The sequence below is a fragment of the Thalassotalea litorea genome (assembly GCF_005843925.1).
GTDB classification, from domain to species: Bacteria; Pseudomonadota; Gammaproteobacteria; order Enterobacterales; family Alteromonadaceae; genus Thalassotalea_A; species Thalassotalea_A litorea_A.
In genome coordinates, this window is sequence record NZ_VCBC01000002.1 from 250,687 (window position 1) to 273,432 (window position 22,746).

The 22,746-nt window shown below is 42.9% G+C and carries 16 protein-coding genes; 11 read left to right on the forward strand and 5 right to left on the reverse strand.

All coding sequences use genetic code 11. The features are described 5' to 3' along the window. Window positions 1-43 precede the first annotated feature (43 nt). From FE810_RS01515 to FE810_RS01540, 6 genes are read left to right on the forward strand one after another with little or no spacing between them, the layout of a single operon-like run. Window positions 44-769 (forward strand): 5-oxoprolinase subunit PxpA, encoded by a 726-nt coding sequence (locus FE810_RS01515; RefSeq protein WP_138318255.1) that lies wholly within the window; start codon window positions 44-46, stop codon window positions 767-769. Further along, on the forward strand, window positions 760-1,527 hold the full coding sequence (pxpB, locus tag FE810_RS01520; protein ID WP_138318256.1) for a 5-oxoprolinase subunit PxpB: 768 nt from the start codon (window positions 760-762) through the stop codon (window positions 1,525-1,527). The genes FE810_RS01515 and pxpB overlap by 10 nt, the downstream gene beginning before the upstream one ends. Then, the gene (locus FE810_RS01525; RefSeq protein ID WP_212744441.1) at window positions 1,524-2,471 is read left to right on the forward strand and encodes a 5-oxoprolinase subunit C family protein; all 948 of its coding nucleotides are present in this window, start codon (window positions 1,524-1,526) and stop codon (window positions 2,469-2,471) included. Before pxpB ends, FE810_RS01525 begins: the two co-directional genes overlap by 4 nt. Then, window positions 2,471-3,337 carry a DUF4392 domain-containing protein gene (locus FE810_RS01530; protein WP_138318257.1) on the forward strand — a complete coding sequence of 289 codons (867 nt, stop codon included), beginning with the start codon at window positions 2,471-2,473 and terminating at the stop codon, window positions 3,335-3,337. The genes FE810_RS01525 and FE810_RS01530 overlap by 1 nt, the downstream gene beginning before the upstream one ends. Before the next feature lie 14 nt (window positions 3,338-3,351). Then, window positions 3,352-4,212: an aminotransferase class IV gene (locus FE810_RS01535; RefSeq protein ID WP_138318258.1), complete on the forward strand. Its 861-nt coding sequence runs from the start codon at window positions 3,352-3,354 to the stop codon at window positions 4,210-4,212. Then, complete coding sequence (locus tag FE810_RS01540; RefSeq protein ID WP_171022189.1) at window positions 4,199-5,128, forward strand: alpha/beta fold hydrolase; 930 nt, start codon at window positions 4,199-4,201, stop codon at window positions 5,126-5,128. The genes FE810_RS01535 and FE810_RS01540 overlap by 14 nt, the downstream gene beginning before the upstream one ends. 134 nt (window positions 5,129-5,262) lie before the next feature. Here the strand turns inward: FE810_RS01540 and galU are convergent, their stop codons facing one another. Further along, window positions 5,263-6,171, reverse strand: a complete 909-nt coding sequence (gene galU, locus FE810_RS01545) for a UTP--glucose-1-phosphate uridylyltransferase GalU (protein ID WP_138318260.1) — start codon at window positions 6,169-6,171, stop codon at window positions 5,263-5,265. A 79-nt stretch (window positions 6,172-6,250) separates the two neighbouring features. Beyond that, window positions 6,251-7,339, reverse strand: coding sequence for an NAD-dependent epimerase (locus tag FE810_RS01550; protein WP_138318261.1), 1,089 nt, complete (start codon window positions 7,337-7,339; stop codon window positions 6,251-6,253). A gap of 360 nt (window positions 7,340-7,699) precedes the next feature. On the opposite strand from FE810_RS01550, the gene FE810_RS01555 reads away from it, so the two are divergent. From FE810_RS01555 to FE810_RS01570, 4 genes are all read left to right on the forward strand, one after another. Beyond that, the gene (locus FE810_RS01555) at window positions 7,700-8,563 is read left to right on the forward strand and encodes a universal stress protein (RefSeq protein ID WP_138318262.1); all 864 of its coding nucleotides are present in this window, start codon (window positions 7,700-7,702) and stop codon (window positions 8,561-8,563) included. Between the two features lie 180 nt (window positions 8,564-8,743). Further along, a complete protein-coding gene (locus FE810_RS01560; RefSeq protein ID WP_138318263.1) occupies window positions 8,744-11,506 on the forward strand; it encodes an insulinase family protein in 2,763 nt (920 codons plus the stop codon). Window positions 11,507-11,837: 331 nt separating this feature from the next. Beyond that, window positions 11,838-16,223 carry an EAL domain-containing protein gene (locus FE810_RS01565; RefSeq protein ID WP_138318264.1) on the forward strand — a complete coding sequence of 1,462 codons (4,386 nt, stop codon included), beginning with the start codon at window positions 11,838-11,840 and terminating at the stop codon, window positions 16,221-16,223. Between the two features lie 311 nt (window positions 16,224-16,534). Next, window positions 16,535-17,074 (forward strand): hypothetical protein, encoded by a 540-nt coding sequence (locus FE810_RS01570; protein ID WP_138318265.1) that lies wholly within the window; start codon window positions 16,535-16,537, stop codon window positions 17,072-17,074. A 294-nt stretch (window positions 17,075-17,368) separates the two neighbouring features. Here the strand turns inward: FE810_RS01570 and FE810_RS01575 are convergent, their stop codons facing one another. From FE810_RS01575 to fadI, 3 genes are all read right to left on the reverse strand, one after another. Further along, the gene (locus FE810_RS01575; protein WP_138318266.1) at window positions 17,369-17,569 is read right to left on the reverse strand and encodes a hypothetical protein; all 201 of its coding nucleotides are present in this window, start codon (window positions 17,567-17,569) and stop codon (window positions 17,369-17,371) included. 317 nt (window positions 17,570-17,886) lie between these two features. Next, window positions 17,887-20,019 carry a fatty acid oxidation complex subunit alpha FadJ gene (fadJ, locus tag FE810_RS01580; protein WP_138318267.1) on the reverse strand — a complete coding sequence of 711 codons (2,133 nt, stop codon included), beginning with the start codon at window positions 20,017-20,019 and terminating at the stop codon, window positions 17,887-17,889. Next, window positions 20,019-21,329, reverse strand: a complete 1,311-nt coding sequence (gene fadI / locus FE810_RS01585; protein ID WP_138318268.1) for an acetyl-CoA C-acyltransferase FadI — start codon at window positions 21,327-21,329, stop codon at window positions 20,019-20,021. The genes fadJ and fadI overlap by 1 nt, the downstream gene beginning before the upstream one ends. A gap of 450 nt (window positions 21,330-21,779) precedes the next feature. On the opposite strand from fadI, the gene FE810_RS01590 reads away from it, so the two are divergent. Next, complete coding sequence (locus FE810_RS01590; RefSeq protein WP_138318269.1) at window positions 21,780-22,736, forward strand: AAA family ATPase; 957 nt, start codon at window positions 21,780-21,782, stop codon at window positions 22,734-22,736. Window positions 22,737-22,746 lie beyond the last annotated feature (10 nt).

The window sequence follows — 22,746 nt, forward strand, 5'->3', positions numbered from 1 at the left end:
GGATATAAATCAGGCATGAGCAAAAAATACAAGGACTGCAGATATGAAGTTAAATTGTGATTTAGGTGAAAGTTTCTCTGCCTGGAAAATGGGCCAGGATGAACACGTAATGCCGCACATAGATATGGCAAATATTGCCTGTGGTTTCCACGCTTCCGATCCAAATACATTGCAACAAACGCTCGCGCTTGCAATCAAGCATAATGTCATGATTGGCGCGCACCCTTCATATCAAGATTTAGTAGGATTTGGTCGTCGCTCAATAAAACATAGCGAGCAAGAAATCATCAATTTAATGCATTACCAAATTGGAGCCATTGACGGTATGGCACAATCTCAAGGCTCACTTGTCCAATACGTAAAACCTCACGGCGCACTATACAACGATATGATGGCCAACGATGATATTTTTACCGCGGTAATTAAAAGTATTCATGGATTCTACCGGCCATTGAAGCTAATGATTTTAGCCACAGCACAGGCCGGGCATTATCAAACCATTGCCCGTAACTATTCCGTCGAACTCTTGTTTGAAGCATTTGCTGACCGGCGTTACACGAGTGACGGGTTACTTACTCCCCGCACAGAATCCGGCGCCGTTTTAACTAAATCTGAGGTGTTGGAGCAAGTCAAAAACCTAGTCACTGATGGGGTGGTAATGACTTCTGAGGGGACTCGTCTGCCATTACAAGCCGATACGTTATGCGTTCACGGCGACAATATTGAAGCCGTTTCATTAGTCAAGGAAATTAGGGCGTTATGTCTGTAACATCGGGCACTGAACCGATTTCAACAAAGCAATCCGAGCCAATACGCTTTTATATTGAAGTCGCTTCGGAGAATTCGCTGATGGTGTATTTCGGGACCAATAATGCCAACCTGCAACCGGAAATCTCACTAGAGCTATGTGCCATGATTGGCCGCGCTCAAACACTCATCAAATCCTCGCTTGGCGATACAGTCCTGGATACGATCCCTTCCTACAGCTCGCTGATGATCACCTATGATCTTTGGCTTGTTGATCATTTTCATATTCGCAATCGCATTCAAAAATTGATCAAACAGTTAGTAAGCGATTCTGTTTCTGAGCATAAACTAAACGGTAATACCTTCACCCTGCCCGTCTATTATGACACGTGCGTTGGTCCTGACTTACCCCGTATCGCCAAAAATGCCGGCATAAGTATTGAAGAAGTCATTCAACTGCATGTGCAACAAGAGTATTACGTATACACCATAGGTTTTGCTCCAGGATTTGCTTACCTTGGCGAGGTTAATGAAACCATTGCCATGCCTAGGTTAGCCACGCCTCGTGCGACTGTTGCACAAGGTTCAGTGGCTATAGCCGACAAACAAACGGCTATATATCCTGCCCCCTCTCCGGGTGGTTGGAATATTATCGGCCGCTGTCCAACCCCAATGTTCAACCCTAATAGTGAAACGCCGATCCCGGTCGCTGTCGGCGATAAAGTACGATTTAAGGCCATCACTGAAACGCAGTTCCTTGAATTAGGTGGTCAGCTATGATGTCTGGGTTCTACGTCGAGCATCCCGGCATGCACACCCTGATTGAAGACGCTGGCCGCATTGGTAAAGCAAATTTAGGCCTTACCACCGGAGGGCCTGCGGATCGCATGGCATTTTACTGGGCCAACCGGCTTGTAGAAAACGCCCGCGGTTGTGCGGCATTGGAAGTTACCTATGGCGGTTTAAAGCTGCACAGTAGCTGCAACTCCAGTATTGCGCTTACCGGTGCCGACATAGAATTAAAAATTAATAATCAGCGAGTCAGAAACTGGCAAAGCCACATCATTGAAAAAGGGGATTTTATTGAATTAGGGTTTAGTCAAAATGGCATAAAAGCCTATCTAGCGATTAAAGGGGGGATTCGGGTAGAGGAGCAATTCGGTAGTTGCGCAACTGTGGTCAGGGAACACATTGGGGGGATAAATGGTTCGGCATTGATCAAAGGGGACTGGCTGCCAGTTGAGGAACAAATTTGCGCTCACACCAATGCGTTACCTGAAAATGCAATCCCAACTTACTTAACCTCCCTAAATTTACGGGTAATCACAGGTTATCAATATCAACAGTTTTCCGTGCACCAGCGCCAGCGTTTTTTTAGCAGCGAATACCAGGTTTCCAGTCAGTGGGATCGGATGGGTTATCGACTGCAAGGTGAAGCAATAACATTCCCAAAACAAAACATGTTAAGCGAAGGTATCGCGTATGGAGCGGTGCAAATTCCTGCCGATGGCCAACCGATTGTGTTGCTAAATGACCGGCAAACCATAGGCGGTTACCCTAAAATGGGCTCGGTATTTTCTCTGGATGCCTATCAACTTGCGCAATGCCAACAGGGCGCAAAGATACGATTTGAGCCAATCAGTATCGAAAATGCTCACAATGAATTATATCTGGCTCAGTCCCGCTTTAAGCAAATTGAGTTTATCAAAAAGGCTGCCAATTGATGAGCCACACATCCTCTGAAATCGCATTAAGCAAAGCGATAGAACAACTATTGGTGAGTCGAAACACCCGGCAAATGCAGTTTGCTCGACAATTCCTCAGACCCGGCTACATAATAAGGGCTGCCAAACAAATCCATGATTGTATGGGAACAATCGTGATTGCAACCGGATTTCCAGTGTGCGATACCTTCGAAACCGATGGTCCTGTCGGCGCTCTGGCACTGTATGAGTGCCTTTCTGCCTTGGATAAATCGGTTGTACTTGTTTGTGACAATCCTTTATTCCAAGCCCTTCAACCTCACTATCGTTGCGCTCAAATTCCCCTTGGCATAGGTAAAGAACAGCAAATTGCAGGCGTAGTTGAACAACTCGCACCACAATTAATTATTGCCATTGAACGTCCAGGACTGACAGAAGACAATACCTATCGCAATATGCGCGGTGAAGACATTTCCCACCGTTGTGCTCGATTTGATGATTTCATAACACTAGCCAAGTGTCCTACGATTGCGGTTGGCGATGGTGGCAATGAGATAGGCATGGGAAATATCGCAAAGCATATTGCATCGTTAGATATTATCCCTTCTCAAACAGAATGTGATGAATTGATTGTCGCCGATGTATCGAACTGGGCTGCGTATGCACTCATTGCCTTTTTGGCTATTTGGCAGAAAAAGAATTTACTGGCACAAATTGACGTGGAGACACTGCTGAGGTTTTTATCCAGCAAGGGTAGTGTTGATGGTGTGACCCGGAAAAATCATTTAACCGAAGACAGTTTGTGCTTCAGCGCTGGCGTTGAAATCATTAAACAAATAACACGACTTTGCGAAGAACTCCGCGCAGCAGAATCGATAAAGATATAAAGGTAAAACAAGGTATGAATTGGGTATTTCTAAATGATGAATACATAAGTGCAGATCAGGCAAAGATTTCACCGATGGATCGGGGCTTTTTGTTTGGCGATGGTATTTATGAAGTGATCCCAAGCTATGATGGTAAATTTGTTGGATTTACCCCGCACATCGAACGTCTGATTAAAGGGCTTAGTGAGGTAGAAATAAATCTTAACTATGAACGGAGCAAATGGCTTGAAATCTGCGAGCGACTCGTTGCTAAGAACGGCAAAGGCGATCTTGGTGTCTATTTGCACGTATCACGAGGCACAAGCCCAACGCGTTTCCATGCCTACCCTGAAAATATTGCACCAACGGTTTTTGCCTATACGTTTGCGATACCACCTGCGCCAAACGCTAATAAAGATCAAGTAAGAACCTATCGGGTAAGAACCTTGCCGGATTTACGCTGGCAGCGCTGCCATATAAAATCCACGGCATTACTTGGCAACGTCATGCACTTTCAACAAGGTTTTAAAGATGGTTATGATGAAGTATTGCTTTTTTCAGAAGAAAATAGATTAACCGAAGCGGCAGCCTGCAATGCTTTCGTAATCAAAAGTGGTAGTGTCGCTACACCGCCGTTAGATAGCCAGTTATTGCCAGGTATCACTCGATTTATTTTGTTGGATGTCTTGAAAAAGTACTCGTCTTTGCACGTTGCAGAACGTGCTATCAGCAAAGAGGAAGTACTTAATGCCGATGAGGTATGGCTCACCAGTTCAACCAAGCAGATTGCTCCGGTGATCGCCATCGATAATAAACCAGTCGGGGATGGCCAGGTTGGAGACATTTGGACGCAGGCACAATTATTGTTTAGCGAGCATCAATTTGACTATCAATAACATGTCAGACACCTCGCTCAATCATGCCGATAGCTGGTATAAAAAAGGCCTGTTTTTTAAGTATGGTAACGACCAGGTGTTTTTTCGCGAAAATGTTACCCAAGCACCAGAAGACACCCTCTCGACCGTTCAAAAACCAGTATTGCTATTACTTCATGGGTTTCCAACCTGCAGTTGGGATTTCGCCGCGATATGGCCGCAGCTCAGTAACTCGTTTCGCCTGGTGACGTTAGATTTTCTCGGTTTTGGCTGTAGCGACAAACCTAACACCGGCTACTCAATCTCTCTTCAGGCGGATATTACTCAAGCATTGCTCAAGCATTTGAATATCGATAGATTCCACATTTTATCCCATGATTTTGGAGACACCGTCGCCATCGAGCTGGTCGCTCGCATGCAGAGCAAAGGCGATATTCAGTCTTTAATACTCACTAATGGCGGCATCTTTGCGGACTTTCATCAACCATTGCTGATTCAAAAATTGCTCGCATCTGCGTTGGGGAAAATAATTGCGCCTTTGATCGGATTTAAACACTTTAAAAAATCGATGGAGAGCATCTTTTCAGTGCCGCTTAATGAGTCGCAACTTGAGCAATATTGGCAATTACTCAACCTGCAACAAGGCAAACGGGTATTTCCACAATTGATTAAGTATATGAATGAAAGAAAAACCTACCAGCAACGTTGGGAAGGCACGCTGGAGGCGACATCTGTCCCTACGGGGCTTATCGCCGGAGACGATGACCCGATTAGCGGCTCGCAAATGATCGCAAGATATCGGCAAATAAAGCCACAAACCACCGCGATTGCGATGGCTGAAACTGGACACTACCCTCATGTAGAAAGACCATCGGAATTTATTCGGCACCTATTCAATCTTTATCAATGTTTGAATATCGATATTTCAGCGTCGTAACTCACGGCGGGTTTGCAACAGATCACATACAACCAATGCGAAAACATACTGCGCTGAAAACAAAAAGGCCCTGATATTTCTATCAAGGCCTTTTTAATGAATTACGCTTTATTGCCGTAATAATATTGGCGTAGCTATTTGACAACCGATTGCAAATATGCCTTAAAGCCTTCCGCTAATTCCGGATGACGCAAACCATATTCTACATTGGCTTTCATATACCCCATTTTAGAACCACAATCGTGTGATTTTCCGGTCATATGGAAAGCTTCAACGGTTTCGATTTTCATCAAACTCGCAATGGCGTCGGTTAACTGAATCTCATCACCGGCGCCCGGTGGTGTAAACTCAAGTAAATGCCAGATTTCTTTAGACAAGACGTAACGTCCCACTACCGCCAAATTTGACGGGGCATCTTCTACTGCAGGTTTTTCAACAACCGCTGACATAGCAGCAGAGTCACCTTCTAATAATTGATTGCCATTACAGTCGACAACACCGTATGAACTTACCTTATCCATTGGAACTGGTTCTACCATGATTTGGCTATGCCCTGTCTCGTCATATCGAGACAGCATTGCCGCAAGGTTTTCAGTTTTCGGATTCGATGTACTGTCATCAATCAAAACGTCAGGTAATACCACGGCAAATGGTTCTTCACCGACGATAGGCAGCGCTTTTAAAACCGCATGTCCAAGACCTTTTGCTTCACCTTGGCGAACATGCATGATGGTCACATCTTTTGGACAAATTGCCTGAATTTCATCAAGAAGTTTGCGTTTAACGCGCTTCTCCAATGACGTTTCCAACTCAAATGACTTATCAAAATGGTTTTCAATGGCATTTTTCGAAGAGTGAGTTACCAAAACGATTTCTTTGATACCAGCAGCGATACATTCGTTGACGATATATTGAATCAGTGGTTTATCCACCACAGGTAACATTTCTTTAGGGATAGCTTTGGTGGCAGGTAGCATCCTTGTGCCCAGCCCTGCGACAGGAATAACCGCTTTGCGAATACTCTTTCCTGCGTTTACAGACATATTACTTCCTTATTTAGTTCTTTTTCTACTTACTTTTTACCACGGAATTAGGTCCGTATCATAACAAATACGGATTAAATTAATTCACGTGTTGGTAATATTCTTTATACCAGCGAACAAAATTTGCCACCCCATCGGTCACCGATGTTTGCGGGCGATGTCCGGTCACTGAGTATAAATCTTCGACCTCTGCAAAGGTTTTTTGTACATCACCCGGTTGCATAGGTAACAGATTCTTTTTCGCTTCCATCCCCAACGATTGTTCTAGCGCCTTGATGAAATCCATCAATTTCACCGGGCTACCATTACCAATATTAAACACTCGGTAAGGTGCCGAACTCGTCGCAGCAGAACCGCCCTCGACAGACCAGTCTGTATTTATCGCAGGGATATTTTCTTGCACGCGTATTATACCCTCAACGATGTCGTCAATGTAAGTGAAATCTCGACTCATATCGCCATAATTGTATACATCGATGGGCTCGCCAGAAAGCATGGCTTTGGTAAATTTAAATAACGCCATATCCGGACGTCCCCATGGCCCGTAAACCGTGAAAAAACGCAAGCCAGTGGTGGCAATACCGTAGAGGTGAGAATAGCTATGAGCCATTAACTCATTGGCTTTCTTAGTCGCGGCATATAGCGATACTGGGTGATCAACGCTATCTGAGGTCGCAAACGGCGTTTGTTTATTTAGCCCATAAACTGAACTAGACGAGGCATACACTAAGTGCTCAACATTGTTATGACGACACCCTTCAAGAACGGCCAAATGACCAATTAGGTTGGCATCGGCATAAGCCATGGGATTGTCTATTGAATAGCGCACTCCAGCTTGTGCCGCCAAATGAATGACTCTTTGAAATTTTTCTCGCGCAAAAAGCTCAGCCATCGACTCTCGGTCTTCCAAATCAAGCTTCACAAAGCGAAACAGTCCTGATTGAGGGTTGGCCTGTGACTGAGAAACAATATCCGAACCCGCCACTAAACTTTGCGATTGTTGTTTGCTGGAAAATTTCTGCAGTTTATTTAGACGTGATAATTTGAGGTTGACATCGTAATAGTCGTTAAGATTATCCAAACCAACAACTTCGTGCCCCTGTTCACACAAACGAGTTGCCACGAAATGACCGATAAAGCCCGCAGCGCCTGTAACCAAGTATTTCATAAGTCTTCCATATTTTAAGAGGTACTCAAATCAAAGCGTGCCTGGCTTTACTTCCTGCTCCTGAACACGGAATCTGTCATATAGGCAATAACAGAGTGCTTTGACCTATCCAAAGACAGCGGGTTAAACACCACCGCCTCATAAAAATATAGTCGAGATAATTCACCTTAAACAAAAAACTGAAATTTAATTACGGTATTAGTCAAATCAATACCGGCGCAAACGTCAACAATGACTTTAAAAACCCCATGCTCTTTCTTAGCTACTAATTTTTAAAGAAAATTTCTGTTCTAAATCAAAGCAATTTCTGGCAAAAAACATTAATCTTAACAATAGGTCAAATAGAGTTTGGAGAATTCAATGCGCAACGTGCTTGTAGTTGCAGATCCCAATTTTGAAACAACGACTGCCATTGAGCAGGCAAAGCGCTTATCCATTGCCGATGATGTAAAACTGCACATTGTGTATTTTTACTATGAGAATCTGCGAGGCATGGGTAGCAAAGGAGAAGCTCTAAAGCAATCATTGCTTACTCGCTTAAATGAAAAAGCCAAGGAACAATTAGGGCAGCTACTGGACGGTGAAATTCCTTTTAGTTTTGAGATCGTCTGGGAGAAAAACCTGCATACCTGGGTTAATACCTATGCAGAATCGAATAACCCGGTGATGGTAATGAAAACCGGACATCGCTCTGAAACAATGTTTTATACACCAACAGACTGGCATCTGATTCGAGAATGCCCGGCTCCGGTGTTAATTGTCGCCGAAAAAAAATGGCGCACCCGAAGTGGTATTCTAGCGGCAATAGACTTACAAACAGAACAAAAAGAAAAACAGAGACTTAACGAGAAAATTCTCGCAACATCTAAATATTTAGCGACGGTTTTCGATGTTCCTCTTCATGTCTGCTATACCCCTGTTGTGCCTGATATTCTGCGGGATTTTGGCATTCAGTTTCTAGATGAGGTTGAAGAAGATGCACGTCAGGATTTAATCAACAAGATTAACCACCTAGGGAAAACCTACGGCATTCCTCCAGAAAACTTTCATGTCAATGCTGGTAAACCGGAAAAAGTCATTCCCAGTACCGCGGCAAAATTGCATGCTGGACTCGTTGTTGTTGGTACAATAGGACGCACTGGAATTACCGGCAAATTACTCGGTAATACCGCCGAAGAGATACTCAGCCTGTTAAAAACCAACGTATTAACTTTAAAACCCTAAACTTTACCTCTAGCCTGGCAATCGTCGGGCTCTTTTTTAATCTTATCCTCCTTGTTATTTTCAACTATATTATTGTGTATTGGGCCGAATAATTGGGCAGCACAATTTCTGGTCAAAGCTTTAATTAACGGGTGCCTGACGAGCCAAAAAGCGGCAGACTCGCACAGCATGGAGATTTGATTGAAAACCAGCCCTAACGATCACCGGCTCTACCATCCCATAACCTTAGAGAATGGCTTACGGGCAGTCGTTGTCGAAAACAACGAATCCACTCGCGCTGCAGCATCTATTGTCGTCAATGCAGGGCATTTTGATGACCCAGACGATACTCAGGGACTTGCCCACTTTCTCGAACACATGCTGTTTTTAGGAACGAAAAGTTTCCCGGATAGCGGTGAATACCAACAGTTTATCAGTCAGCACAATGGTACGAACAATGCTTGGACGGGGTCCGAGCATACCTGCTTTTATTTTGATATCGACAGTGAGTTTTTTGAGCCGGCACTGGAGCGTTTTAGCCGTTTTTTCAGTGAACCCCTGCTTGCTGTAGCGCATATTGAAACCGAAAGAAATAATGTCGATGCTGAATTTCAAATGAAATTAAAAGAAGATTCCCGCCGCATTTATGACGCACAAAAGGAAACGGTAAACCCCAACCACCCATTTAGTAAGTTTTCCGTCGGGAATCTAACAACACTGCAAGACCGGCCTGAGCGGTCATTGCAACAAGCCTTGCAACAATTTTTTCAAAGTCATTACCATGCTAAAGCAATGACATTGGCGGTTGAATCGCCTTATCCGTTAACGACAGTTCAACCTTGGATCGAATCATTATTTGCACCTGTCAGAAAGCCATCGCACCCTAAACCTGTCATTTCTGAACCGCTTTATCGACAAGAAGATCTTGCCATCCAACTTTCGATCCCTCCACAGCAGTCACAACGAAAACTGATCATCACTTTTGCTTTACCGGGCCTGGACGATTACTACGAAAATAAACCGGTAAGTTATTTAAGTTATTTATTAGGTCACGAAGGTCCGGGGAGTATTTTATCCGTATTGAAGAAACGCCAATGGGCAATGGCTTTGACCTCTGGGGGTGGGGTTAATGGCTCTAACTTTAAAGATTTTAACATCAGTATTGCACTTACCGAGGTGGGTGAACGCTATCAAACAGAAATCATTGAACTGCTATTTTCCTACCTGCGTTTGTTAAAAAAAGCAGGGATCCAAGAATTATACTTCAATGAAAAACAGGCGTTGACGGAATTTGCATTCAATTATAAAGAAACCAGTAAACCTTTGGATAACGTCAACCAGTTGGCGATAAATATGCAGCATTATCCGCAACAAGATTATGTATACGGTGACTATAAGATTGAATCGTTTAATCCTGATCTTTTACAGCAGTTTCTGGGTTACTTCGTCCCCGAAAACATGCGCATTATGGAGGTTCGAAAAAATGTCACAACCAGCAAAATTAGCCGCTGGTATAAAACCCCCTATCACCTTAGCGATATTGATCAACAGCGATTAATGCGGTGGCAGGATGTTAGCATCCACGAAGAGTTAAGACTGCCACTCGCAAACCCTTTTATTGTCGCAGATCCTAGATTGTATCGCGGAGAAACAACGGACATTCCGATAAAAATTTACCAACGGCCGGGGTTTAATTTTTGGTTTAAACAAGACAAAACATTCAGCTCGCCAAAAGGGCAAATCTTTGTAAGCCTGGAATCTGGTTTCACAACGCAATCGGATAAGCACATTGCCATGACCCGACTATTTGTCGAGTTGTTCAGTGAATCTGTACAGGAACAAAATTATCAGGCGGAGCTCGCCGGAATACACTATCAAATCTATGCTCATCAAGGCGGAATTACCTTACAGATATCTGGCATTAGTGAAAAACAACCTTTGCTTCTTGATAACCTTTTGACCGCAATATGTGACCACTCATTACCACTTGAGAGATTTAAGCTATTCAAAAAGCAACTGATCAACAATTGGCAAGATATTAGACAAGGAAAGCCCGTAGCACAGCTATTTGCGGTGTTAAATGGCTTATTTAAACCCTATAGCCCGCATGCCTTACAACTTGCCACTGCCCTGACAAATGTTGGATTTGATGACTTCGCCGATTTTTGCGCCAAACTTTTTCAGCAACTGAGTGTTGAAGCCTTTGCTTACGGCAACTGGCCAAAATCCGATGCACTGCTCATCGCTAAAAGCATAGAAAAACACCTTGAAGCAACCATAAAAGAAACGGCGTTGGTGCAGCCTGACATTATCGACTTTCAAGATACTGTTCCTGCCCATATCCCTGTACCTATCGCGGATAATGATAATGCCTGTGTTATCTATTTCCCGATGCCCGATAAAGACTTCACCAGCAAAGCCATGGCCATCATTGCCAGTCAGGTGCTTGCTCCGCAGTTTTTTCATCAATTAAGAACGGAAAAACAATTAGGGTATTTATTGGGGGTGAATTACATGCCGATGAACCGTTACCCAGGGATTGCATGTTTTGTTCAGTCACCGCAATTTTCACCACAAGCGATTGAAACGGAAATGATGGCGTTTTTCGAAAATTTTGCAAAAAAGACGCAGATAGAAGGCTGGGAAAAATTGCAGCAAGGCATTATTAATCAGCTTGATGCTAAGGACTCAGGTCCTAGGATCCGTAGTCAGCGATTCTGGCATAGCATTAGCAATCACGATTATGAGTTTAACAACCGGTTGATACTTAAACGCGAAATCCAGCAATTGACACAAACCAAAGTTCTGGAGTTTGTTAAAACTCAGTTAACCAGGCCTTCAGGTATACAACCCATTATATTAAGTACTGTACTGCCGGGCACGGAGCCGACAACGCCTAAAGACAAATCGTTAGTGTTTACCAATATCGGCACATTTCACCAACAATATCCATTGAAAAATTAACGAGTTAATGCGCGTAAATTCCTTCATCGCTTTAATTTATCGGCCATTTGTTTTAAGATGATTTTCGACGTCAAATAAAAGTCGAATAAATTATTCGACGAATAATAAGAATCCTTAGTTAATGTATTGTTACTAATAACTGAGTTGTAGCTTTCAGGGTTTACTTGTGCACTTTATCAATAATAAAAAAAAGCATGCTTGCCATGTACCGCTTTTTCATCAACTTTTTCTGATTATCAGTCTCTGTCTGAGTTTTGTTGCCACTGCAGAACAACCACCGCTTAAATTTCAGCAGTTTTCTGTGGAGCAAGGACTCTCACAAAGTACTGTTATGTCCGTAACTCAAGATCATCATGGTTTTATTTGGCTGGCAACCCAAGATGGGCTTAACCGGTTTGATGGATATGAGTTCACACACTACAGATATCAGGCAAACAGTCTTAATTCTCTGGCCAATAATTTTGTTAGAGTTGTTTTTGTGGATAGTAAAAACACTCTTTGGGTTGGAACTGTTGATGGACTCAGCCGATACAATGCTACAAAGAATAATTTCGATAACTTCTTCCATGAAAAAGGTAATTCAAATTCACTTAAAGATAATACGGTTTGGAGTATTTACGAAGACAATGACAACAACCTTTGGGTAGCAACTGCTTCAGGCCTTCATAAATATAATGCTACAACTGAAAATTTCACTGTTGTTAACTTCAAAAGTTACAGTTCAGTTATCCGAGACATTAAAAGCATTTTTCAGGACTCAAACGGCAATTACTGGCTAGGGACATACGAAAATGGTCTGTTTTTCGTTAACAAAGATCTTGATTTCATATCAGCAGCCAATGGAGAAAACATTTGGAAGCTAAATGTCAACGCACAATCTATTTTTGAAATAACTGAGGTAAACCAGAAAATATGGCTTGCTACAGGAAATGGTGTTTATGCCATTGATAAAGAAATGACTGTGACCAATCACTACCTGCCCCATAATTATACAAATGAGCAAAACAATAATAGCGTCAGAAGCATTCATCAAGTCGATGATAGGTTTTTATGGCTCGGCACAGAGGCCGGACTTTTGGAGCTGGATTTAGTCGATGAGCGAATTTATTTTTTGGAATCTTCAGCTAATAACGCTAATGAAGTTACTAAAACTTTTATATTTACCATATTCGAAGACAATTCAAATTCAATTTGGTTAGCAACATTTTATGACGGGGTTAGCAGGTATAATTTAATATCCTCCCTTTTTACTCATCACCTATCAGGTAACTTCAACGACAAAAAAAATATCAGCGCATTTACCGAGGCAGACGACGGCACGATATTAATTGGGTCAGAGAGCAACGGCATTTACTATCAAACTCCAAATTCAACTACCGTTGGTAAATTAGATATAGATCTTGAGGATACCATTTCATCGATACATGCTGACCGAAGAAATCTTTGGATCATTACCAATAAAGAAACGCTGTTAAATTATGACATGGTGACACAAGACCTCACGCAACAAGATGACTGGCTGCAGGGATACTCCGAACAGCATGGTCGCCTAGACTACATATTTACTAAAGGATCTTTCTGGTTTGGCTCGTCGGCATCCAAGCTTTATAGATACTCTCCTGTAGACAAAACATTAACAGCTTTTACCCTCGAGCGAGGGAAATCTAACGACTTATATGCGATCAATGTTGCTTCAGATGCCAATATTTGGACATATAGTGCCAATGAAGAAATTTATTTATTCGATATAGAAAAAGAGAAATTTAAGGTACTGGACATACCAAAGTCCGATATTTTTTCAGGAGACTCCATTACCGCTATTCAAGAGTCCAAAGATTACTATTGGTTTGGCTTTGATGGCAAAGGTGCTGCAGCGCTAAATAAACAAACTAACAAATTAATTCATTTCACGGAAAGCAATGGCCTTGCAAATAATAAAATCGCGGGTCTATTAGTTGATGATGAAGGAATAGCTTGGGTAAGTACCAACAAAGGAATAACCAGCTTAGATCCAGTCACTCAGAAAGTTGAAAATTATAATATCAACCAAGGTGTACAAGCAGATGAATTTTTCTCATTCTCTTATTTGAAAGCTAATGACAACAAGTTTTATTTCGGTGGGGTTAACGGTTTCAATAGCTTTTTCCCATATAATATCAAGCTGGAATCTGAAGTCATTAACCCACCGCAAAATATGCATTTGCTAATCGCCAATGAACGAGTAAATTCCTCGGATGTAATTACTTTTTCAGATAGCCAGGCAAATACTAAGCAGCTTTATCTATCCGAAGATATTACTTTAAAGTATGATCAATCCCCTTTCAGTGTTGAATTCGCCTCACCAAACGCAACGTTTTCCAGTGAAGTGAAATATCGTTATAAAATGGATGGTATAGATGATTCATGGGTGTACACCGACTCGTCGAATAAACGTGCTACCTACACGAAATTAGATCCCGGAAGTTATGAGTTTCAGGTCCAGGCATTTAGTTCTAACTCAAAAGACTATAAAAATGCGCCATCATTAACAGTAAATATTCTTCCCCCTTGGTGGTTAACGAATTGGGCTTGGGCAGCTTATGGCTTACTATTTCTGTGCGTTGTATTTTATTTTTACCGTCAGGCCAAGCAGAAACAATTGGTAAATTACCAAATCAAAGAAAGTGAAGAGCGGTTGAAACTGGCGCTTTGGGGTTCTGGCGATGAAATGTGGGACTGGAATATAAAAACCGGTCAAATGTTCCGTTCAAATATTTGGGGGATCCTCGATTTCCCTCAGGATGGTCATCGCAATAAGCAGGACAGTTCAAATAAAGGCAATATTCACCCCCAGGATTCTACCCGGGTGAATATTGCGCTGGATGAGCATTTTTCCGAAAAAACCGATCACTTTGAAGCTGCGTATCGCGTTAAAAATAAAGAAGGCAAGTGGACCTGGGTGTTAGACCGAGGCAAAGTGGTTGAGCGTGATATCAATAATGCGCCGTCTCGAATGACAGGGACAATCAAAGATATTTCAAAGATTAAACAAACGGAAGAAAGCTTAAAATTATTCGCCAAATGTATTGCCAATATTTCCGATGCCGTAGTTGTTTACGATGAAGAGTTTAAAACCGTAGATTGTAATCCTTCGTTCCAGAGGATTACCGGGCAAACACGTTCAGAGGCCATAGGCCGTGCACTGGAGTTTAAGTCCTATCCGCAAAGCTTTTTGCAAAACCTAAAGAAAAATCTGATTCATCATGGTTCCTGGCAAGGCGAAATTGAAAGTAAGCGCCTTAATGGTCAACGTTACCTTATCGATATCACCATGGATGTTATTCGTGATGAAAACCAGAAAGTTACCCATTATGTAGGGGTTTTCTCTGATATAACTAAGCGTAAGGAAACCGAGAAAGAATTACGCAAGCTTGCGAATACCGATACCTTGACAGGACTACCGAATCGCTCTTACTTTCAGACTAACCACACCATATTGGTTAATCAGGAAACCGTGCACGCGTTACTGGTCTTTGATCTAGATAACTTTAAGAAGATTAATGACTCCCTGGGCCATCAAATCGGTGATGTATTACTGTGTAAAGTGACAGAGCGAATTGCCACAGTAGGTAATCTAAAAGATACCTGTTATCGCCTTGGCGGCGATGAATTTAGCTTGATTATTGAAGGCACCAACGATCTTCATGAGATCACTACCATCGCCGATGAAATTCTTAGAGCCGTTGCAGAGCCTTACAATATCCGTAATCAGGAAATTGCCCTGTCATGCAGTATCGGTATTGCCTTATTCCCCGAAGATGGTGTGAACTCCCATGAACTGCTAAAAAACGCGGATACCGCCATGTATCATGCCAAAGACAAGGGCGGTGATTGTTATCAGTTCTTTAACGATTCGATGAATACCCTGGCAGTGAAAAGGCTGCAGGTTGAAAACCTGATCCGACATGGTCTTAAAGAAGACTTGTTCAGTGTTTACTATCAACCTAAGATCAATATCACTACCGGCAAGGTTAGTGGCATGGAAGCATTGGTTAGATTTGAAGCAGGAGCCAAAGGCTTAATTCGTCCAGATATCTTTATTCCAATTTCCGAAGAAACCGGACAAATCATTGAAATCGGCGAAAATGTCCTTCGTAAAGCCTGTCACGCAACCAAAGTATGGGTTGATAAAGGCGTATTTGATGGTCGAATCGCGGTAAACCTTTCCGCAGTGCAGTTTAGACAACCAAACCTAGTTCATATGATCGAGTCTATTTTGGCTGAAAGTCGACTTCCAGCTCAATATCTTGAGTTAGAAATCACCGAAGGTACGGTAATGAATTCTCCGCAGGAAGCTATTGAAACCATGCATCGACTAAGAAGCATGGGGATTCATTTATCCCTGGATGATTTTGGTACTGGTTATTCATCGCTAGCTTACCTGAAAAAGTTCCCGCTCAATACATTAAAAATAGACAAAGCGTTTGTTGATGATATTGAAGCATCGGAACAAGGTAAAAACATGGTTGCGACCATAATCACCATCGCCCATAACCTGGGTCTTGATGTGGTAGCCGAGGGCGTAGAGAATCAAAACCAGTTGGATTACCTAAAATCCAAACAGTGTGAACAACTGCAAGGGTATTTATATTCTAAGCCTCTGAGCGAAGAAGACTTTAGTCGCTATTTGCTTTCTCATATTATCACTCGTGAATCCGCTCCCTACTCTACAAACTGATAAGTCATTATTTTTGATAGAAAGAGCGAGGCTAACAACCTCGCTTTTTTATGTCCTATAAAAATTTATCGCAGCATTGAATTGTAATATTGAAAGCGCAAACCTAGTTTATAACTATAATGGCCCTTAATGACCAAAACCGTAAGGCCAAACCCACCCTTTTATATTGGCTCTGAAAATTCCGGCAATCACAGAAAACGTCCCTTTGATCAAAAATATTAAATTTTTTATAACAAAATTAAAAAGTTGGCACACTACTAGCATTAAATTAGGCAGTTAAAATTTACTTATAAAAATAAATAGGAATAAAAATGCTTAGTTCACTAATTTTGTCTGCAGTTATGTCTGTTTCGAATCTACCAGTTGTTGAGAATCCAAATAATTTTGCGATTGAAAATACCGTAAACAGACGTATTCGCATCAAACCAACAGTAAATGTAGAACTCCAAATAGAGCAAACAGTAAACCGTCGCATCCGCATTAAGCCGACATTGAATTCAGAGCTAAACATTGACCCGACTGTCAACCGTCGCATCCGCATTAAGCCGACATTGAATTCAGAGCTAAACATTGACCCGACTGTCAATCGTCGCATCCGCATTAAGCCAACATTGAATTCAGAGCTAAACATTGACCCGACTGTCAACCGCCGTATCCGTATTAAGCCTACATTGAATTCAGAGCTAAACATTGACCCGACTGTAAACCGTCGCATCCGCATTAAGCCAACATTGAATTCAGAGCTAAACATTGACCCGACTGTCAACCGCCGCATCCGTATTAAGCCTACATTGAATTCAGAGCTAAACATTGACCCGACTGTAAACCGTCGCATCCGCATTAAAGGTTAAGGAAATGATCATGATTGCAAAAATTAAATTGTTACTTGGCAATAAGAGCCAGACGAACAAAGTAATCGCCGGTATCGAGATAAAAGAAATGTCAGCTAACGGCTGGTGGTCATAAGGAATATAACCATGATTAATATAATTAAAACGTTGTTGAGCCCAAAATCAAGAAAACCATCTATCGCGAATATAGAGATGATGGAAATGTCTGCCAATCACTGGTGGTCATAACCTAAGGTAGACAGACTACTTGAAAGAACTAAGCATAGATCTGCGTGTCCCCCGTAAACAACGGGGTTACACGTAAATCAAGCTAAAGAAATTACCGTGTTGTCGATAGATAACCAAACGTTTTTCCATGGCGAACATTGGCCACACTAACGGCCCAAAAATTAGCCCAGCGGTAGTCCAGCGCTTGTAACCTAAACCTGACTTGATTGCCTGGCAATAGAAAAACAAACCGCTCAGTAGCGAAACAAAAATAAGCATCAGAGTCATTTAGGGCTCCTGTAATATCGAAAACTGGTCATCATTGAAGAGGTCCGGATTGTAGCAAAAACAAGCAATCGGAACTATTAACATTTAGTTAAAGAATGTAACTTTCCGCTATATGAAAGCGCTAACGAACAGTTTGGTTGGCGAGTATATCAAAGGCTATCTATTCACCCTTTGGGTTCGAATCATTTCAGCCCCATTCATAATCAATTGATTTATCCTCCCCGCCGTTTTTGTGTCGGAAATAAAAAAGGGCAAAACATTGCCCCTTTGGTATCCATGGGCGGCAAATAATTTCCGCCCAATAAATATAATGGATTTTAGTAGCAGCTTTGCTCGTTATCAGCCATTGCAACCAATGCTTCACATGGTGTGAAATGATCACCGTACTGGCTTTGAAAGTTTTTAAGCTTTTCAACAACCTGTTTAGCACCAAGGCTATCCAGATAGCGGAATGGTCCGCCAAGAAACGGAGGAAAGCCAATGCCGAAAATCGTACCAATATCGCCATCACGACAGTTGCGAATAATTCCTTCATCCAAACAACGCACCGCCTCATTTATCATTAACAGCACACAACGATCGCTGACTTCCTGTTCCGACAATTTAGACTGCGGCGATACGCCAAGCAAGCGATAAACCTGCTCGTCCACCGCTTTGCCCTGCTTCGATTTTTTCCCCGTATACAGGTAGAAACCTTTGCTGGTTTTTTTCCCTTTGCGATTATCATCAATTAACTTATTGAACGCTTGAGGTGCTTTAAAGCGCTCACCTAACTCAGCTTCCAGAATTGGGCTAATTTTCGCGCCGATATCAATGCCCACTTCATCAAGCAGTTTAATTGGACCGACAGGGAATCCAAAATTCACCAGGGCACGATCGATTTTTTCAATCGGCTCACCAGACAACAGAATATTTGCCGCTTCATTGACGTAAGGTGCGAGTATGCGGTTTACGTAGAATCCAGCTTTATCTTTAACAACAATCGGTGTTTTACCTTGCTTTTTCGCAAGAGCAACCGTTGTTGAGATCGTCTCGTTGGAAGTTTTATCATGGGCAATAATTTCTGCCAATGGCATTTTATCCACTGGCGAAAAATAGTGCAGACCAATCACGTTTTCAGGTGCTTTAGCTTGCGCCGCGATTTGGTTAATTGGTAGCGATGAGGTATTGGAAGCGAAAATAACACCTGGCTTACAATTGGCTTCGACATCCGCAACCATTTGTTGTTTCAGCGCAAGATCCTCAAAAACCGCTTCAATAATCACATCTGCTTGATTGAAACCACTGTAATCTGTCGTTCCGCTGACCATATTGAGCTGCTGTTGCATCACGCTCTTTTTGATAAAGCGACGTTTGACTTTTTTATTCAATAAATCAAAGCTGTACTTCAGAGCATTACTAATGCCCGTATGATTTATATCCTTGATCCGCACAGGTAACTTCGCGTTATTGGCTGTGACGTAGGAAATTCCACCGCCCATTAGCCCACCACCAAGAACACCGACGTGACTAATAGCCGCCGGTTCAACGCCGTCAACTCCCGTTTCCTTTTTCATCTCGGTTGTTGCAAAAAACAGGTTGCGCAATTGTTTAGATTCGCTGGTTTTTACCAAGCGGCCAAAATGTTCAGCTTCACGAGCTAAACCTTTAACTCGACCCTTTTCAACGCCAACACGAATCGCATCAATAATCTTCAAAGGCGCTGGGTAATTACCTTTGGTTTTTGCCAAAACCGTTTTAGTTGCCTGATCAAAAACAAGTTTGCGCCCCCACGGGTTAGAATCTAATGCTTTTTCTACCATGGGAGATTTGCGCGGCTTAGCTTTTTTGCCGCTCAGCGCCAATTCCTCGGCAACGTTCAAAAGTACGGACTTAGGAACCATATCACTGACAAGACCCGCTTTAAGTGCTTGTTTGGGGCGTAAATGCTTACCCGTAAGCATCATATCCAGAGATTTCTGCAAACCAACGATTGCCGGTAAGCGCTGAGTACCACCACTGCCGGGCAACAAACCTAATTGCACTTCAGGTAAACCCAATACCGTTTTATTGTCATCGCTACACACTCGCTCATGACATGCCATGGCAAGCTCTAAGCCACCACCGAGACATGGACCATGGATCGCCGCAATAACCGGAATGGTTAATCCTTCAATCTGGTCAAAAATCGCCTGCCCCTGGCTTGCAATTTCGCTCGCTTGCTCAGCCGTTTCACAGGCATCCAGCATGGTAATATCAGCACCGGCGATAAACGAATTATCTTTGCCGCTATAAACCACGAGCCCTTTAATGGCGGAATCCCCTTTAATTTGGTCAAGGACCGCTGAAAATTCTTCGGCAAATTCCGCTCGTAACGTATTCATGGTCTCGCCAACCACATCCATTTTCAAAAATGCTATGCCGTTATCGTGACGTTCCAGGGTAAATGTTGAGTTATTTTCCATTGTCATTACTCCACTTCAAGAACCATGGCAGCACCAAGGCCACCAGCGGCACATGCTGTTGTTAAACCAAGCCCACCACCACGACGTTTTAATTCGTTCAATGTCTGGGTTATCAGTCTCGCGCCGGTTGCGGCAAACGGATGTCCATAGGCCAGTGAACCACCGAGCACATTAAATTTGTCCATATCGATTTCACCGATGGCTTTATCCTGACCCAGTTTTTCCTGAGCAAATTTCGTACTGGCAAACATTTTCATATTCGCAAGTGCCTGCGCCGCAAAGGCTTCGTGCATTTCAATTAAGTCAAGATCGGCTAAAGTTATCCCGGCGCGTTTTAATGCCAAAGGTGTGGCATAAGATGGCCCCATTAACATATCTTCCCAAACATCGATTGCGCTAAAGGCATAGGAACGGATGTAACCAAGAATGTCATAACCAAGCTCCTTAGCACGACTTTCACGCATAAGCAAAACGGCGGCGGCACCGTCGGTTAGCGGCGTCGAGTTTGCTGCCGTTACGGTGCCGTGTTTGCGATCAAATACCGGACGTAAACGGGCATAACCCGCAAGCTCCGAATTATCGCGAAAACAGTTATCTTTATCGATAAACGATTTGAATGGTTCTGGGTGAGCCGTCATGACTTCATCTGCCAGAACACCCGATGCCCAGGTTTTCGCTGCAAGCGTATGAGAGCGATGAGCAAGTTCGTCCTGCGCTTGGCGGCTGATACCATGAGACTTGGCCATCTGCTCGGCGGTTTGTCCCATGGATAAACCGGTTGAATATTCCGCCACAGCAGGCGGTACTGGCAAGATATCTTTGAACTTCAATGAAGAGATTAACTTCATCCGTTGCGAAAAGGTTTTTGCTTTAGATAAATCGAGCAAGGTTCGAGCAAATGTTTTCGATACACCAATCGGCGTTACCGATGTGGAGTCAGCGCCACCAGCGATACCCACATCAATATTACCCACTAGAATAGATTCTGCGACATTCACCGTCGATTGGAAACTCGTCGCACACGCTCTAGAGACACTATACGCATCAGTATTCACTTGCATTTGTGTACCTAACACAATTTCTCGGGCAATATTTGGTGCTTCCGGCATTTGCACCACCTGCCCAAAGACAAGTTGCTCAACTAACTGCGGATCCAAATCATTTTTGGCAATAAGTTCATTTACTACCATTTTTCCCAAATCTACTGCTGGCACACCATGAAAGGCGGTTGCCTGTTTTGCAAATGGCGTTCTCAGTCCGGCGACAATTGCGACTCGGTCCCCGCCTGCGGTTTTCAGGCTTTGCATTGATGTCATTATAATTCCTTATCCAAAGAGGTCTGACCTGATCATCATTTGATTCTATCTATTAAATAAAAGAATGAAAAGTCTTGATTTCGAAATAGCTGTAACCATATATTCTGTAATGCCAATCCGCATCGCTATGTAATCAAATTAGAAAGCGGTCAGATTTATTCGTACAAGGCGCAGAAATATAACCCTGGTTAACCATTTCAAATTGCGCTTATACGATACAAACGACTCGACAAATAGTGAGTTAAATAGCTTAATAGCATGTCAGCAAAGTGAACAAGACCTGCAGTAGTTTTGCAGTACAAACTTCGCCAGAGCACGTTAGCATCAGAATATAATTGACGCCCTATTTATGCGGTTCGGTAAACGCAGATTTATAGAAATAATAGGCGAAAGCTGGGATCCTGCACTTCCGGTATCGCCCTTTCAACGTTCAGGAAAATAATTATTATTATGACAGTTGAATACTTTTCCTCATTAAAAGAGCATTTAAGTGAACAAATCATCGGTCAACGGGATCTTGTAGAAAACCTGTTAATCGCGTTACTCGCCGACGGTCACCTGATCGTTGAGGGCCCTCCTGGTTTAGCCAAAACCCGAGCGGTTAATGCGTTGGCACAGGGGTTAGATGCCGATTTTCATCGCATTCAATTTACACCGGACCTGTTACCAGCAGATTTAACGGGTACCGATATTTATCGACCCGAAGATGGCAGCTTTGTGTTTCAACAAGGGCCGTTATTTCAAAATCTGGTTCTCGCCGATGAGATTAATCGAGCGCCAGCAAAGGTTCAGTCCGCATTACTCGAAGCGATGGCAGAAGGTCAGGTTACGGTGGGCAAAACCACCTATCAACTTCCGGATCTATTCCTGGTTATGGCAACGCAGAACCCTTTGGAGCAAGAAGGTACGTACCCTCTACCTGAAGCACAGCTCGATCGTTTCTTGATGCACCTTGAAATCGATTACCCAGACGCAGCTAGTGAGCTTGAAATCTTACGCTTAAATCGAGGTGAAGCGTTACAGAAAAAATCTGAGCCCGTAACCGTGATTGCTCAGGAAACGATTTTTGCCGCCCGTCGCCAAGTACTGGAAATCTATTTGGCTCCGGTTCTGGAACAATACATTGTCGATTTAATTATGGCGACACGCGAGCCGGGTAAATACGACGAGCAACTGGCTAACTGGTTGGCCTATGGCGCCAGCCCACGCGCGACAATCGCGTTGGATCGCTGTGCTCGTGCTCGTGCCTGGTTAAATGGCCGTGACTTTGTTAGCCCAGAAGATATCCAAGCAGTGCTCCATAACGTGTTACGACACAGATTATTGCTAACCTATCAAGCCGAAGCGGAAGGAATTACAACCAATAAAGTATTGGATCACATCCTGAATCTCGTCGCTGTCGGCTAATACGATTTTG

Bases quoted from the DNA above. Each gene is read 5' to 3' on its own strand.
- FE810_RS01515 (WP_138318255.1), top strand. From the start codon at position 44: ATGAAGTTAAATTGTGATTTAGGTGAAAGTTTCTCTGCCTGGAAAATG.
- pxpB (WP_138318256.1), top strand. From the start codon at position 760: ATGTCTGTAACATCGGGCACTGAACCGATTTCAACAAAGCAATCCGAG.
- FE810_RS01525 (WP_212744441.1), top strand. From the start codon at position 1,524: ATGATGTCTGGGTTCTACGTCGAGCATCCCGGCATGCACACCCTGATT.
- FE810_RS01530 (WP_138318257.1), top strand. From the start codon at position 2,471: ATGAGCCACACATCCTCTGAAATCGCATTAAGCAAAGCGATAGAACAA.
- FE810_RS01535 (WP_138318258.1), top strand. From the start codon at position 3,352: ATGAATTGGGTATTTCTAAATGATGAATACATAAGTGCAGATCAGGCA.
- galU (WP_138318260.1), bottom strand. From the start codon at position 6,171: ATGTCTGTAAACGCAGGAAAGAGTATTCGCAAAGCGGTTATTCCTGTC.
- FE810_RS01550 (WP_138318261.1), bottom strand. From the start codon at position 7,339: ATGAAATACTTGGTTACAGGCGCTGCGGGCTTTATCGGTCATTTCGTG.
- FE810_RS01555 (WP_138318262.1), top strand. From the start codon at position 7,700: ATGCGCAACGTGCTTGTAGTTGCAGATCCCAATTTTGAAACAACGACT.
- FE810_RS01565 (WP_138318264.1), top strand. From the start codon at position 11,838: ATGTCCGTAACTCAAGATCATCATGGTTTTATTTGGCTGGCAACCCAA.
- FE810_RS01570 (WP_138318265.1), top strand. From the start codon at position 16,535: ATGCTTAGTTCACTAATTTTGTCTGCAGTTATGTCTGTTTCGAATCTA.
- FE810_RS01575 (WP_138318266.1), bottom strand. From the start codon at position 17,569: ATGACTCTGATGCTTATTTTTGTTTCGCTACTGAGCGGTTTGTTTTTC.
- fadJ (WP_138318267.1), bottom strand. From the start codon at position 20,019: ATGACAATGGAAAATAACTCAACATTTACCCTGGAACGTCACGATAAC.
- fadI (WP_138318268.1), bottom strand. From the start codon at position 21,329: ATGACATCAATGCAAAGCCTGAAAACCGCAGGCGGGGACCGAGTCGCA.
- FE810_RS01590 (WP_138318269.1), top strand. From the start codon at position 21,780: ATGACAGTTGAATACTTTTCCTCATTAAAAGAGCATTTAAGTGAACAA.